The sequence below is a fragment of the Agrococcus sp. DT81.2 genome, from assembly GCF_049844935.1.
Taxonomy (GTDB): Bacteria; Actinomycetota; Actinomycetes; order Actinomycetales; family Microbacteriaceae; genus Agrococcus.
This window is the reverse complement of record NZ_JBNCLZ010000001.1, coordinates 624,363-637,894: the sequence shown is the minus strand read 5'-3', so window position 1 is coordinate 637,894 and position 13,532 is coordinate 624,363. Positions and strand designations below refer to the sequence as shown.

Below are 13,532 nucleotides of genomic sequence, written 5' to 3'. Positions count from 1 at the left end.
GCAACGCACAGCACGCCGCGCGCCCTGCCATGCGGGGTGGGCGCTCCGCCGTAGGCTGGCGGGCGCGGCAACCGGCAGCGGACCGCTCGACACGCACGGAGGGGGATCGGTTGGCAGTCGCATCCGACTACTCGGCACGGCACCTGACGGTGCTCGAGGGTCTCGAGGCGGTGCGCAAGCGCCCCGGCATGTACATCGGCTCGACGGATTCCCGCGGGCTCATGCATTGCCTCTGGGAGATCATCGACAACTCGGTCGACGAGGCGCTCGGCGGCCACGGCACCGAGATCACGGTCGTGCTGCACGCCGACGGCTCGGTCGAGGTGCGCGACCGCGCCCGCGGCCTGCCGATCGACATCGAGCCGCGCACGGGCCTGTCGGGCGTCGAGGTCATCTTCACGAAGCTGCACGCCGGCGGCAAGTTCGGCGGCGGCGCCTACAAGTCCTCCGGCGGCCTCCACGGCGTGGGCGCATCCGTCGTCAACGCCCTCTCGGAGCGCCTCGACGTCGAGGTCGACCGCGACGGCGCGACCTGGGCCATGTCGTTCCACCGCGGCGAGCCGGGCGAGTTCCTCGACTCGGGCGAGCCCTCGCCGTCGGCGACCTTCCTGCCGTTCACCGAGGAGTCGCACCTGCGCAAGGTCGGCAAGGTCGCGAAGGGCGTCACCGGCACCCGGGTGCGCTACTGGGCCGACCCGCAGGTGTTCACGAAGGGCGCCGAGTTCCTCGCCGACGAGCTCGCGAGCCGCGCGCGCCAGACCGCGTTCCTCGTGCCGGGGCTCGCGCTGCAGATCATCGACGACCGCGGTGCCGAGCGCGTCGTGCACGACTTCAAGTACGACGGCGGCATCAGCGAGTTCGTCGAGTACCTCGCGCCCGATCCCGCGCTGACCGGCACCTGGCGGCTCACCGGCGAGGGCGCGTTCCAGGAGACCATCCCGGTGCTCGATGAGGAGACCGGCCACATGGTCACGCGCGAGGTCGACCGAACGTGCGAGGTCGACATCGCGCTGCGCTGGGGCACGGGCTACGACACGGTCGTGCAGACCTACGTCAACATCATCGCGACGCCCAAGGGCGGCTCGCACCTTGCCGGCTTCGAGCAGTCGCTGCTGAAGCTCATCCGCGACCAGGTGGCCGCGAACTCGCGCAAGCTCAAGGTCGGCAACGACAAGGTCGAGAAGGACGACGCCCTCGCCGGGCTGTCGGCCGTCGTGACCGTGCGCCTGCCCGAGCCGCAGTTCGAGGGCCAGACGAAGGAGGTGCTCGGCACGCCCGCCGTGCGCCAGATCGTCGCGCAAGTGGTGCAGCGCGAGCTCGGCGCGATCCTGACGTCGTCGAAGCGCGATGAGAAGGCGCAGGCCGCGCAGCTGCTCGAGAAGGTCGTGAGCGAGATGAAGGCGCGCATCTCGGCGCGCTCGCTCAAGGAGACCGCCCGCCGCAAGACGGCGCTCGAGTCGTCGTCGCTGCCCGTCAAGCTCGTCGACTGCCGCTCGAACGACGTCGACCAGACCGAGCTGTTCATCGTCGAGGGCGACAGCGCGCTCGGCACCGCGAAGCCCGCCCGCGACAGCGAGTTCCAGGCGATCCTGCCCATCCGCGGCAAGATCCTCAACGTGCAGAAGGCGTCCGTCGCCGACATGCTCTCGAACGCGGAGTGCGCGGCGATCATCCAGTCGATCGGCGCCGGCTCGGGCCGCTCGTTCGACATCAGCGCCGCGCGCTACGGCAAGGTCATCATGCTGTCGGACGCCGACGTCGACGGGGCGCACATCCGCACCCTGCTGCTCACGCTCATCCACCGGTACATGCGTCCGCTCATCGAGGAGGGGCGCGTCTTCGCCGCCGTGCCGCCGCTGCACCGGGTCCTTGTCAAGCACCGCGGCAAGCCCGACGAAGCCGTGTACACCTACTCCGACGCCGAGCTGCACCGCACGCTCACGAAGCTCAAGAAGGCCGGGAAGACCTGGCACGAGCCGCCGCAGCGCTACAAGGGGCTCGGCGAGATGGACGCCGACCAGCTGGCCGAGACCACGATGGACCGCAGCCGCCGCACGCTGCGGCGCGTCACGATCAGCGACGCCGAGCGGGCGATCGAGGTGTTCGAGCTGCTGATGGGCAACGAGGTCGCGCCGCGCCGCGAGCTCATCGTCACGAGCCAGGTGGACCGCGACCGCATCGACGCGTAACCGTTACCGACGCGTGCCCCGTCGGCGGTCGCCCGGGCGCATACTGGCCGCATGAGAGCGGGGCGTCGCGTCCTCGCCGGGCTCGCGCTGACAGCGAGCCTGGTCACCGCGGCGTGCGTCGCACCGGGTCCGGGAGACACGACGGCACCGCCGTCGTCGGAGTCCCCGACCCGACCGAGCGCGACCCCCACAGTCGATCCCGCGCAACCGCCGACGACAGCGCCGAGCCAGCCGCCCGCACCGCCGACCGCGTCGCCGGCGCCGCCGAGCGCATCGCCGACGCCTCAACCCTCGCCGCCCCTGCCCACTCCGGCGCCGCCGCCAGCGCCGCCGCCCTCGACGAACCTGCCCGCGGCGTGGAGCGGTGTCGACCTCGAGCGCATCCCGACGGAGCGCAGCGTCGTCGCGCTGACCTTCGACGGCGGCAGCTCGGATGCGGCCGTCGGCGGCATCCTCGCGACGCTCGCCGAGCGGGACGTGCCCGCGACCTTCTTCGTCACGGGCGCGTTCGCACGCAGCTACCCGCAGCAGGTTCGCGCCATGGCGGCGGCTGGGCACCCGGTCGGGAACCACAGCGACGCGCACCTGTCGTATCCCGAGCTGACCGACGTGCGCATCAGAGCCGACCTGGCCGCGGCCGAGGCGGCGATCGTCGCAGCGAGCGGCCGCCCCGCGATGCCGCTCTTCCGCTTCCCCTTCGGGGCGCGCACCGCGCACGACATCCGCGTCGTCAACGACGCGGGCTACCTGCCGGTGCGCTGGAGCGTGGACTCGCTCGGCTGGAAGGGCACGAGCGGCGGCCTGACCGTCGACGAGGTCGTCGACGGCGTCGTCGGCACGGCGGTGCCCGGCCACATCGTGCTCATGCACGTCGGCGCCAACCCGGACGACGGCACGACCCTCGACGCTGACGCGCTGCCGCGCATCATCGACGGGCTGCAGGCACTCGGCTACGGCTTCGTCGACCTCGACGGGCTCGTCGGCTGAGGCTCAGCCGCCGAGCCGCGCCCCGATCGCGCCGATCGCGCCGTCGACCGACAGGCCGGAGCCGGCGCGCGCAGCGCCACCGGAAGGCAGCTGCCGCTGCGAGCCATCGGTGCCCACCGCGAGCGGCGACGGCCCAGCCCACGCGAGCGCCAGCCCTGCCTCGCCCTTGAGCAGCCGGTGCGCCTGCACGCCGCCCGTGCCGCGTCCTTTCGGCGGGAACTCCGCCAGGTCCGACACCTTCGCGCGCGGCTCGTCGAGGCCGGCGAGCGTCTCCGCCGGCTCGGTGACCGTCACGACCTCCGCGTCGTCGGCGACGACGCCGGCGAAGCGCACGGCGGCACCGGTCTTGAGGCCGATGCCCTTCATGCCCGCGGCGCCTGGGCCCTGCGGGTTCACCTGCCCGGCGGGGAAGCGCAGCAGCTGCGCGTCGCTCGTGATGAGCACGATCCAGTCGTCGTCGGGCGCCGGCGCGACGCCGACGACACGGTCGCCGTCCTTGAGCGCGATGACGGGCTCGCGGTCGCGGTCGCGCAGCTCGCTCGGGCGGATCCGCTTGACGATGCCCTGCGCGGTCGCGACGAGCCAGGGCTCTGCACTCGCGAGGTCGATGAGCGCGACCGCATCCTCGCCGCGCTCGAACGCGCCCAGGTCGCGCACCTTGATGCCGGCGGTGAGGCCGACGGATGCGGGCGGCACCGACGGCAGGTCGGCCGGCGTCAGGCGCAGCACGGCGCCCGAGGAGGTGACGAGCCCGAACGCGCCGCGCGTGGTGGTCGCGACGGTCGAGCGGATGGCGTCATGCCGGCTGCGTCGGGCGGGCGAAGGGATCGGCTCGTCGCCGTCGACCCGGACGACGCGGCCGGTGGCCGACAGCAGCACGCGCGTCGGCGCATCCGCGATCTCGAGGCTCGCTGCGGCCTTCGCCGCCGACGCTCGGCCGTTCGTCTGCTGCCCGTTCGCCTCGGTCAGCAGCGAGCGGCGCGGAGTGCCGAAGCGCTCGGCCACCTCGTCGAGCTCGTGGGCGACCACGGCATGCAGCGCCGCCTCGGTGCCGAGGATCCGCTCGAGCTCCGCGATCTGCACGAGCAGCTCATCCCGCTCCGCCTCGAGCTCGATGCGGCTGAACTTCGTCAGCCGGCGCAGCCGCAGCTCGAGGATGTGCTCCGCCTGCACCTCCGAGAGGTCGAACACGCTCTGCAGCCGGGAGCGCGCCTGCTCGCTGTCGTCCGAGGTGCGGATGACCTGGATGACCTCGTCGATGTCGAGCACCGCGATGAGCAGCCCCTCGACGAGGTGCAGCCGGTCGCGGCGCTTGCGCAGCCGGAACTCGCTGCGGCGGCGCACGACGCCGACGCGGTGGTCGAGGTAGACGCGCAGCAGGTCCTTGAGCCCGAGCGTCTCGGGCACGCCCTTGACGAGCGCGACGTTGTTGATCGAGAAGCCGTCCTCGAGCGGCGTCTGCCGGTAGAGCTGCTGCAGCACCGCCTCGGGGTCGAAGCCCGTCTTGACGCCCACGACGAGCCGCAGGCCGTGCTTGCGGTCGGTGAGGTCCTGCACGTCCGACAGGCCCTGCAGCTTCTTCGCGAGGACGCCCGCCTTGATCCTCTCGATCACGCGCTCAGGGCCGACGAGGTAGGGCAGCTCGGTGAAGACGATCGTCGTCTTCCGCCCCTGGCGCTCGATCGACGCTCGCGCGCGCGTGCGGAACGAGCCCCTGCCGCTCTCGTACGCCTCGCGCACGCCGTCGAGGCCCACGATGATGCCGCCGCCCGGCAGGTCGGGTCCCGGCACGTGCTGCATGAGGTCGGTGGTGGATGCGTCGGGGTGCGCGAGCAGGTGCTTGGCCGCCTGCACGACCTCGACGAGGTTGTGCGGCGCCATGTTCGTCGCCATGCCGACCGCGATGCCGCTCGCACCGTTGACGAGCAGGTTGGGGTAGGAGGCCGGCAGCACGTCGGGCTGCTGGTACGAGTTGTCGTAGTTGGGGATGAAGTCGACGACGTCCTCGTCGAGGCCCTCGGTGAGCGAGAGCCCGGCGGCGGCGAGGCGCGCCTCGGTGTAGCGCGCGGCGGCCGGCCCGTCGTCGAGGGAGCCGAAGTTGCCGTGCCCGTCGACGAGCGGCAGCCGCAGGCTGAAGTCCTGCGCGAGGCGCACGAGCGCGTCGTAGATCGCCGTGTCGCCGTGCGGGTGCAGCTTGCCCATGACGTCGCCGACGACGCGGGCGCACTTGACGTGGCCGCGCTCGGGGCGCAGCCCCATCTCCGACATCTGGAACAGGATGCGGCGCTGCACCGGCTTCAGGCCGTCGCGGGCATCCGGCAGCGCTCGGGCGTAGATGACCGAGTATGCGTACTCGAGGAACGAGTCCTGCATCTCGGCGGCGACATCGATGTCATCGATGCGCTCGGAGATCGGGGAGGAGGGCGAGGCAGTCATAGGCTGACGGAATGCTACCGACGCGAGCGCCCGGATCCCGGAGCCTTGCCGACGTTCTGGCGAGCTCGTCGCTCGCGATGCGCGGCGAGCAGAACGTCCTCGGGCTGCCGAAGGCGGCCGGCGCGATCGTGCTGCTCGTCGACGGGCTCGGCTCCTCGCAGCTCGGGCAGCGCTCCGGCCATGCCCGCACCATCGCGAGCGCGCCCGGCGGCTCGCTCGACTCCGGGTTCCCCTCCACCACCGCCGTCGCGCTCGCGTCGCTCACCACCGGCGCGCTCGCGGGCGCGCACGGCATCGTCGGCTACGACGCGCTCGTCCCCGGCTCCGGCGTGCGCAACCAGCTGCGCGACTGGGGCGGCCCGATGGACCCCGATGACTGGCAGCGGCTCCCGACGCTCTTCGAGTCGACACCGTCGATCGCGATCGGTGAGCCGCGGCACGCCCACGGCGGCTTCACGGGCGCCGTGCTCCGCGGCGCCGAGTTCCGCGGCGGCCGCACGATGGCCGATCGGTTCGAGCTCGCCGCGCAGGCGGCGCGCGAGCGGGCGCTCGTCTACCTCTACGTGCCAGAGCTCGACCGCGCCGGCCACGAGCAGGGCTGGCAGAGCGGCGCGTGGCTCGACGCGCTCGAGGAGCTCGACGCCCTCACGGCACGGCTCGTCGCCGGTCTGCGGCGCGACGTGGGCCTCATCGTGACGGCCGATCACGGCATGGTCGACGTCGACCCATCCGCCCATCGCATCGCGCCGCTCGAGCTGCTCGCGCCGATCGCGCACGTGGCGGGGGAGCCGCGCTGCCTGCAGCTGCACCTCGTCGACGGGGACGCGACGGATGCGGTGGCCGACGAGTGGCGCGCTTGGCTCGGCGACGGCGCTTGGGTCGCCACCCGGCAGCAGGTCGTCGACGCCGGCTGGCTCGGCGAGGTGCATGCGGACGTCGCTCCGCGGCTCGGCGACGTCTTCGTCGCCGCGCGAGGCCGGACGGCGGTCTACCTCGACGGCGATGACCCCGCGCGCGGCATGGTCGGCCAGCACGGCTCGCTCACGCCCGACGAGCTGCGCGTGCCGCTGCGGCGATTCGGCGCCTTCGCCTGAACGGCCCTTCCACCGCACGTCCAGGTTCCGGTGTGCAGGATGGGGTCCCGCACTCGGGTCAGGCTCGGGTCGGCCGATCCGGGCACCGCGCCCGGGCACCATCGAGGAGAGGAACCCATCATGCGCAGGTGGATCATCACGACCATCGCCACCGCCCTCGTCGGGTTCGTCGCCCGGAAGATCGGGGAGCGTCGCGACCGCGGCGCGAGCGGCGGCCGCCGCCGCCGCTGAACACCGAACTGCAGGATCCTCAAATCTGCGGATCCCTGTAGTAGCGTCGGCCGCACGATGGGCGACGGCGCCCGGAAGGCGGCGGCCATGGCACCTTGGCGGAAGCACGCGATCACCCTGACGGCAGCCCTCATGCTCGTCAGTTGCGCGAGCGATCCCGGTCCCGCGCCCATGTCGCAGGCGCAGCTCGACGACTTCAGCGCTCAGTACGACAAGGGCGATATGACGATCGGCGACGCCGTCGACATCGCGCCCGACGGGATGGTCGGCATGATCGATGTCCGCCAGGCGGCGGGCATCGGTGCCACCGAGGAGACTGTGCTCGGCACACCGCCGGCCGAGTTCCACGACTGGTCCGTCGTCGCACTCTGCTTCTACCCGCAGGACGTGCCCTCGGTCGAGGTCGCTGCCGTGCCGCCCGAGGACGCTCAGGCGTTCGCCGACGGCCCCGGCCTCAACCTCGTGTGCGACGGGCCCCCGGAGCAGCAGGGGCACGAGTAGCGCGTGCCGAGGGCTCGTCGAAGCAGCCGCGCGTCCGTCGGCGCCTGCGCTGCGGCACTCATCCTCACCGCGTGCTCGAGCGCAGGCCACGCGCCCATGACGCAGCACGAGCTCGACCTATTCTCGGCCGGGCTCGCGGCGGGCGAGATGACGGTCGCCGAAGCGCTCGCGCTCGCACCCGACGGCCAGGTCGGCATGATCGAGGTGCGCGTCGCTCCCGGTGGCGCCGCCGTGGAGCACGCGACGTACGGCTCGCCCCCGGACACGTTCGACGAGTGGCTCGTCGTGGGCTACTGCGGCGCGCCGCAGTCGGTGCCGTCGATCCAGGTCGCGGCTGTCGCGCCGTCGCAGGCGCAGGCATTCGCCGACACGACCGGCTTCCACCTGACGTGCGACGCAACCCCGGCGGGCCGCTAGCTGCCGCCCGCACGGGAGTCGCCTTCCTTCAGAACCGCACGACCTGCCGGATCGCCTTCCCGTCCGCGAGCGTGTCGAGCGCCTCGTTGAGACCGTCGAGCCCGATCTCGCTCGTCACGAGCGCCTCCACCGGGAGCCTGCCCTCCCGCCACAGCTGCTCGTAGCGCGGGATGTCGCGCGACGGCACCGCCGAGCCGAGGTACGAGCCGACGACCGTGCGCGCCTCGGCCGTGAACGTGAGCGGCGAGAGCGACGACCGGGCATCCGGATGCGGCAGGCCGACGGTCACGGTCGTCCCGCCCGGCGCGGTGAGCGCGAACGCGGTCTCGAACGCCCGCGGGTGGCCGGCGGCCTCGATCACGACGGGAGCGCGGAGCCCCTGCGCGATCGCGTCGTCGGGCGAGAGCGCGACGTCGGCGCCCAGCTGCAGGGCCGTCTCGAGCTTCGCGGGCACCGCATCCACGCCGATGACGCGTCCGAGCCCGAGCGACGCGGCGGCGAGCAGCGCGGCCATGCCGACACCGCCGAGCCCGACGATGATGATGTCGTCGCCCTCTCGCGGCTTGCCCGCGTTGATGACGGCGCCGCCGCCGGTGAGCATGGCGCAGCCGAGCACGGCCGCGACCTCCGGGGGCACGTCGGCGCCGACGGGCACGACCGAGCGCCGGTCGAGCACCGCGTGCGTCGCGAACGCCGAGACGCCCAGGTGGTGGTGCACATCCTGGCCGTCCTCGTGCAGCCGCCGCCCGCCGCCGAGCAGCTCGCCCGCCCCGTTCGACGCGGAGCCCCGCTCGCACGGCAGCCGGCCGTCGGTCGCGCACGCCGCGCACTCGCCGCAGCGAGGCAGGAAGGTCGTCACGATGCGGTCGCCGACCGCGACGTCGTCGATGCCCGGCCCGACCGCCTCGACGATGCCCGCCGCCTCGTGACCCAGCAGCATCGGCATGGGCCGCGGACGGGCGCCGTCGACGACCGAGAGGTCGCTGTGGCACAGGCCGGCGGCCTCGATGCGCACGAGCAGCTCGCCGGGCCCCGGCTCGTCGAGCTCGAGGTCGACCAGCTCGAGCGGCCGCGACTCGGCGAACGGGCGCTCAGCGCCGATCGCCCGCAGCACCGCACCGCGGATGCGCATCAGCGGCCGTCCCAGCCCTGCACGGTGCCGTCGGGGCTCGCCTCGCGCACGACGAGCGTGCAGTCCTTGCCGCCGAAGCCGTCGTCGAGCAGCCGCTGCAGCTGGTCGCGGATGAGCGTCGCCGCGGGCACGTGCACGCCCGCCGCCTCGGCGCCTGCGACCGCGAGCGTGACGTCCTTGTGGCACAGCATGGCCGAGAAGGATGCGTCGAAGTTCTGGTTCGACGCGGCGCCTGGCACGACCCCCGGCACGGGGTACCAGGTGCGCACGGCCCAGGAGTCGCCGGAGGAGACCCGCACGACGTCGAAGAAGGCCTTGGCGTCGAGGCCGAGCTGCTCGGCGAGCTGCGACCCCTCCGACATGGCGAGGATCGAGATGCCGAGCATCATGTTGTTGACGAGCTTCGCCGCGATGCCGTGCGTCGCCTCGCCCACCGCGAAGACGTTGCCGGCCATCGGCGTGACGATCTCCCTGGCGTCGGCGACGTCGTCCTCGGTGCCGCCGAGCATGAACGTGAGCGTGCCGGCCTGCGCGCCCTGCGTGCCGCCGGAGACGGGGGCGTCGACGAAGCGGAGGCCGAACGAGCCGGCCTGCCCGTGGCACCACTGCGAGGTCTCGATGTCGACGGTGGAGGTGTCGAGGATGAGCGTGCCCGGCGCGGCGTGCGCGAAGACGCCGCCCTCGCTCTCGAGCACCTGCCGCACGTGCTCGCCCTTCGGCAGGCTGAGGATCACCACCTCGGCGCCGTCGACCGCCTCGGCGACCGACCCCACCGGCGTGATGCCGTGCTCCGCCGCGCTCTCGCGCAGCGCATCCACGACGTCGAACCCACGCACGTCGTGACCCGCGGTGACGAGGTGTGAGGACATCCGGCTGCCCATGTTGCCGAGTCCGATCCAGGCGATTGACGTCATCGTCGATTCCTTCCGTAGGTGCTGCAACGCTATCTGCTGGGATGCGAACGGGCGGCGAGGATGTCCCCGCCGCCCGTCCGATCACCGAACCTGATCGAGGATCAGAGGGTGCCCTTCTCGGCGAGCAGTCGCTCGCGGTCCACGTCGTCGACGTCGTGCAGGGAGATGCCCTTCGTCTCCTTGAGCACGAGCACCGCCACGAGCGTGATGAGGCAGGCGATCACGAGGTAGATCGCGACCGGGATGTGGCTGCCGAACTGGCTGAGCAGCGCCGTGGCGATGATCGGCGCGAGCGAGCCCGCGACGATCGACGTCACCTGGTAGCCGAGCGAGACGCCCGAGTAGCGCATGCGCGTCGGGAACAGCTCGGCCATGATGGCCGGCTGGCCCGCGTACATGAGCGCGTGGAACAGCAGGCCGAGGATGATCGCCGACAGGATGACGATGTCGCTGCCCGTCTCGAACATCGGGAAGGCGATGAAGCCCCACGTCGCGCCCAGCAGCACACCGGCGAGGTACATCGGCTTGCGGCCGACGGTGTCGGTGAAGCGGCCCACGATCGGCACGAAGATGAAGTGCGCGATGTGCGCGATCGCCATGAGCCCGAGGATGCGGGAGACGTCGTACTCGAGGTACGTGCGCAGGTAGACGATCGAGAACGTGACCACGAGGTAGTAGAGGACGTTCTCCGCGAACCGGAGGCCCATCGCCGTCAGCACGCCCTTGGGGTAGCGCTTGAGCACCTCGAGCACGCCGTAGGACTGCGCCTTCGACTGCGCGACCTCGTCGCGCACCTGCTGGTAGATCGGGGCGTCGGTGACACGGGTGCGGATGTAGTAGCCGACCGCGACGATGACGACCGAGAGCCAGAAGGCGATGCGCCAGCCCCAGCCGAGGAAGTCCTCGTCCGAGAGCGTCCACTGCAGCACGAGCAGCACGACCGTGGCGATGAGGTTTCCGGCAGGCACAGCGGCCTGCGGGAACGACGACCAGAAGCCGCGCTCCTTGTTGGGGGAGTGCTCTGCGACGAGCAGCACGCCGCCGCCCCACTCGCCGCCGACCGCGAAGCCCTGGAAGAAGCGCAGGACGACGAGCGCAGCCGGAGCGAAGTAGCCGATCTGGTCGAAGGTGGGCAGGCAGCCCATGAGGAACGTGGCGACACCGACGAGGATGATCGCGAACTGCAGCATCTTCTTGCGGCCGTACTTGTCGCCGAAGTGGCCGAACACGATGCCGCCGAGCGGACGCGCGACGAAGCCGACCGCGTACGTCAGGAACGCGCTGATGATCGGGAAGTACGGATCGTCGCTCGCCGGGAACATGATGAGGTTGAAGACGATCGTCGACGCCGTGGCGTACAGGAAGAACTCGTACCACTCGACGACCGTGCCGGCCATGGCGGCCGTGACGACCCGGCCGAGGCCCTTGCGGTCGTTGTCGCGCTTGGTGTCTTGCGCGGGTGCTGTCATGCCTACCTCCTTGTAGGTGCACGGGACTGTGCGCCGCGAATCTAACATGACGCGCGAGTCAGGTGTGACTGCGGGGCCGCGACACGCCAAGAGGGAGGGCGCCCGGCTGGGCGGCCCTCCCTCTGGTGGTGCTGCGGTCTAGCGGTCGTCGTCGGTGCGCGAGCCGAAGACGATCTCGTCCCAGCTCGGCATCGAGGCGCGCGAGCCGCGCTTGCGGTTGCCGACCGGCCCGGTCGCCGACGCCCGCTGCGGGCGCTGCTCCTCCTGCTCGGCGGACTCCTGCTCCTGCTGCTGCTTGGCCTGCGCCTCCGCCTCGAACAGCGACGGCTCGGTCTCGGCCGTCCGGAGGGCGGCCTCGCGCTCGCTGCGGCGGCGACGGAGCGCGTCGAGCAGCTCCGCCGTGTGGTTCGGCTGCGTGGATGCGGCGGGCCGGTTGATGGCGGCCGCCTGCACGTTCTCGGGCTGGGTGCCGATCTCGCCGCTGCGGCGACGCAGCCACGGGTTGTCGGCCTTCGTCGGCTCGCGGCGCTCCTCGACCGAGCTCTCGACGGCGGCCGACGAGGAGACGGCCTCCTCGAGGCCTACGCCCGGCTCTACCGGCTCGGGCGCCGATCGCGACGTTCCGCGCTGGATGCGGAACGCATCCGAGTCGAAGCGACCGGTGTTGTTGCTCACCGTGTCGTGCGTCGCGGCGCGCTGCGAGATCGGGGGAGCGGGCTGCTCAGACGTCGGCGCAGGCGGCGATGCGGGGGCGGCGTCGCTCGGCTCGGGCGCGCTCGCCGGAGCGGCCGGCCGCGACTGGCGGTCGATCGCGCGGAGCCGGGGCACGAGCACGCTCGACGCGTCACCGGACTGGCTGAGCGAGATCGCCTCCTTGCCGCGCGGCGTGAGCGCCGCCTTCTTCGCCTCGTAGCCCCAGAGCGCCTCGTGCTTGATGCCCTCGGTCGTGAAGCGCAGGCGCACGGTCCACGCGCCTCCCTCGGCGTCCTTCCACGACGACCACGAGCGGTCGGATGCGTGCAGGTCGTCGAGCCGCTCCTCGATCGCCGCGCCGAAGGTGGTCTCCTGGGCGAGGGGGTCGATGTCGCCGGACGCGACCGGGATCGAGAGCGCGGAGTCGAGCACGTGCGCGCGCTCGGCGAGCACCGGGCCCTCGAAGCGCTCGACGTATGCGAGCTCCTCACCCGTCGACGAGGCGACCTGCTCGGCGGTCATGCCGCCGCGGATGAGCGACTGGATGTCGCGCGGGGTCGCCTTGCGCTCCCGGTGCGGGATGGCGACCGGCGGCTTCCGGCGCTCGGGCAGTGCCTCGACGGGCACGCTGAAGCGCTCGCCGGAGTCGGACTCGAGGATGAGCACGTCGTCCTCGACGCCGATGACGCTCAGCTGCTGCATGTTCGTCGATCCTTCCTGGCGGTGTCGGTTCGGACCAGCATCCCATGCGGTGTCGCCGCCGCGCGGGAATGGTGCGGGCGCGCCGTGCGTTCGGACGGATGCACTGCCGCGTGCAGCATCGACCGGTCGAGGCGCGCGGAGGGTGCTAGATATCTGATTTGCTCCGGGGACGGGTTTCGTGCAGAATGTGCGCCGACGCCGCTCCCCACCCCAAGCAAGGACAGCCCTGATGGCCACCGATTACGATGCCCCGCGCAAGACCGACGACACCGAGAACGAGTCGATCGAGGCGCTCAAGGAGCGTGTGCCCGCGAAGAGCGTCGCCACGGACGACGACGCCGACAACCCGGGCAGCTTCGACCTCTCCGCAGCCGACCTCGCCGACGTCGAGCTCGACGTCGTCGTGCTGCCCCCGCAGGAGGACGAGTTCACGTGCGTGAACTGCTTCCTCGTGAAGCACCGCCTGCAGTTCGACCACGAGACGAAGCTCGGGCCGATGTGCCGCGAGTGCGCGCACTGAGCTGACTCGACCCAGCGCCCGTCGCCCCACGGCGACGGGCGCTGTGCTGTGCGGGCACCGCTCCCAGCCTCCGACGGCGGAACCGGCTTCGAGCCGGTCCGGGCGCGCAGCGCCCTGACCGTGTCGAAACCACCGCGCTCCGCCGACCGGTTTCGACGCGCTCTGCGCCTTCGGCGCGGAGCGGCTCAACCAACGGAGGGGCGGTGTGCCGCCGGCTCCGACTGCTCGCGCTGGTCCAGACGCGCAC

General features: G+C 72.1%; 11 protein-coding genes. 6 read left to right on the top strand and 5 right to left on the bottom strand.

What is annotated here, in order from left to right:
- Positions 1-110: 110 nt before the first annotated feature.
- Positions 111-2,189 (top strand): DNA gyrase/topoisomerase IV subunit B, encoded by a 2,079-nt coding sequence (locus tag ACLQ21_RS03060; RefSeq protein ID WP_425661313.1) that lies wholly within the window; start codon positions 111-113, stop codon positions 2,187-2,189.
- Between the two features lie 51 nt (positions 2,190-2,240).
- Positions 2,241-3,176, top strand: coding sequence for a polysaccharide deacetylase family protein (locus ACLQ21_RS03055; protein WP_425661311.1), 936 nt, complete (start codon positions 2,241-2,243; stop codon positions 3,174-3,176).
- A 3-nt stretch (positions 3,177-3,179) separates the two neighbouring features.
- Here the strand turns inward: ACLQ21_RS03055 and ACLQ21_RS03050 are convergent, their stop codons facing one another.
- Positions 3,180-5,612: a DNA gyrase/topoisomerase IV subunit A gene (locus ACLQ21_RS03050; protein ID WP_425661309.1), complete on the bottom strand. Its 2,433-nt coding sequence runs from the start codon at positions 5,610-5,612 to the stop codon at positions 3,180-3,182.
- A 77-nt stretch (positions 5,613-5,689) separates the two neighbouring features.
- On the opposite strand from ACLQ21_RS03050, the gene ACLQ21_RS03045 reads away from it, so the two are divergent.
- The 3 genes from ACLQ21_RS03045 (at position 5,690) to ACLQ21_RS03035 (ending at position 7,855) form a co-directional block, all read left to right on the top strand.
- A complete protein-coding gene (locus ACLQ21_RS03045; RefSeq protein WP_425661307.1) occupies positions 5,690-6,706 on the top strand; it encodes an alkaline phosphatase family protein in 1,017 nt (338 codons plus the stop codon).
- A 318-nt stretch (positions 6,707-7,024) separates the two neighbouring features.
- Positions 7,025-7,438, top strand: coding sequence for a hypothetical protein (locus ACLQ21_RS03040; RefSeq protein ID WP_425661305.1), 414 nt, complete (start codon positions 7,025-7,027; stop codon positions 7,436-7,438).
- A gap of 96 nt (positions 7,439-7,534) precedes the next feature.
- The gene (locus ACLQ21_RS03035) at positions 7,535-7,855 is read left to right on the top strand and encodes a hypothetical protein (protein ID WP_425661303.1); all 321 of its coding nucleotides are present in this window, start codon (positions 7,535-7,537) and stop codon (positions 7,853-7,855) included.
- Positions 7,856-7,883: 28 nt separating this feature from the next.
- On the opposite strand, the gene ACLQ21_RS03030 is transcribed toward ACLQ21_RS03035, so the two are convergent.
- From ACLQ21_RS03030 to sepH, 4 genes are all read right to left on the bottom strand, one after another.
- Complete coding sequence (locus tag ACLQ21_RS03030; protein ID WP_425661302.1) at positions 7,884-8,987, bottom strand: alcohol dehydrogenase catalytic domain-containing protein; 1,104 nt, start codon at positions 8,985-8,987, stop codon at positions 7,884-7,886.
- Entirely contained in the window at positions 8,987-9,901 is a 915-nt protein-coding gene (locus ACLQ21_RS03025) for an NAD(P)-dependent oxidoreductase (RefSeq protein WP_425661300.1), read from the bottom strand. Before ACLQ21_RS03025 ends, ACLQ21_RS03030 begins: the two co-directional genes overlap by 1 nt.
- Before the next feature lie 101 nt (positions 9,902-10,002).
- Positions 10,003-11,370, bottom strand: coding sequence for an MFS transporter (locus ACLQ21_RS03020; RefSeq protein ID WP_425661298.1), 1,368 nt, complete (start codon positions 11,368-11,370; stop codon positions 10,003-10,005).
- 138 nt (positions 11,371-11,508) lie between these two features.
- The gene (sepH, locus tag ACLQ21_RS03015; RefSeq protein WP_425661296.1) at positions 11,509-12,765 is read right to left on the bottom strand and encodes a septation protein SepH; all 1,257 of its coding nucleotides are present in this window, start codon (positions 12,763-12,765) and stop codon (positions 11,509-11,511) included.
- A 229-nt stretch (positions 12,766-12,994) separates the two neighbouring features.
- Here sepH and ACLQ21_RS03010 point away from each other — a divergent pair, with 229 nt between their 5' ends.
- Positions 12,995-13,285 carry a DUF4193 domain-containing protein gene (locus ACLQ21_RS03010; protein WP_425661294.1) on the top strand — a complete coding sequence of 97 codons (291 nt, stop codon included), beginning with the start codon at positions 12,995-12,997 and terminating at the stop codon, positions 13,283-13,285.
- The last annotated feature ends 247 nt before the right edge of the window (positions 13,286-13,532 follow it).

What these genes read in the sequence shown, in the direction of transcription:
- ACLQ21_RS03055 (WP_425661311.1), top strand. Translation starts at nt 2,241, where the DNA reads ATGAGAGCGGGGCGTCGCGTCCTCGCCGGGCTCGCGCTGACAGCGAGC.
- ACLQ21_RS03050 (WP_425661309.1), bottom strand. Translation starts at nt 5,612, where the DNA reads ATGACTGCCTCGCCCTCCTCCCCGATCTCCGAGCGCATCGATGACATC.
- ACLQ21_RS03045 (WP_425661307.1), top strand. Translation starts at nt 5,690, where the DNA reads ATGCGCGGCGAGCAGAACGTCCTCGGGCTGCCGAAGGCGGCCGGCGCG.
- ACLQ21_RS03040 (WP_425661305.1), top strand. Translation starts at nt 7,025, where the DNA reads ATGGCACCTTGGCGGAAGCACGCGATCACCCTGACGGCAGCCCTCATG.
- ACLQ21_RS03035 (WP_425661303.1), top strand. Translation starts at nt 7,535, where the DNA reads ATGACGCAGCACGAGCTCGACCTATTCTCGGCCGGGCTCGCGGCGGGC.
- ACLQ21_RS03030 (WP_425661302.1), bottom strand. Translation starts at nt 8,987, where the DNA reads ATGCGCATCCGCGGTGCGGTGCTGCGGGCGATCGGCGCTGAGCGCCCG.
- ACLQ21_RS03025 (WP_425661300.1), bottom strand. Translation starts at nt 9,901, where the DNA reads ATGACGTCAATCGCCTGGATCGGACTCGGCAACATGGGCAGCCGGATG.
- ACLQ21_RS03020 (WP_425661298.1), bottom strand. Translation starts at nt 11,370, where the DNA reads ATGACAGCACCCGCGCAAGACACCAAGCGCGACAACGACCGCAAGGGC.
- sepH (WP_425661296.1), bottom strand. Translation starts at nt 12,765, where the DNA reads ATGCAGCAGCTGAGCGTCATCGGCGTCGAGGACGACGTGCTCATCCTC.
- ACLQ21_RS03010 (WP_425661294.1), top strand. Translation starts at nt 12,995, where the DNA reads ATGGCCACCGATTACGATGCCCCGCGCAAGACCGACGACACCGAGAAC.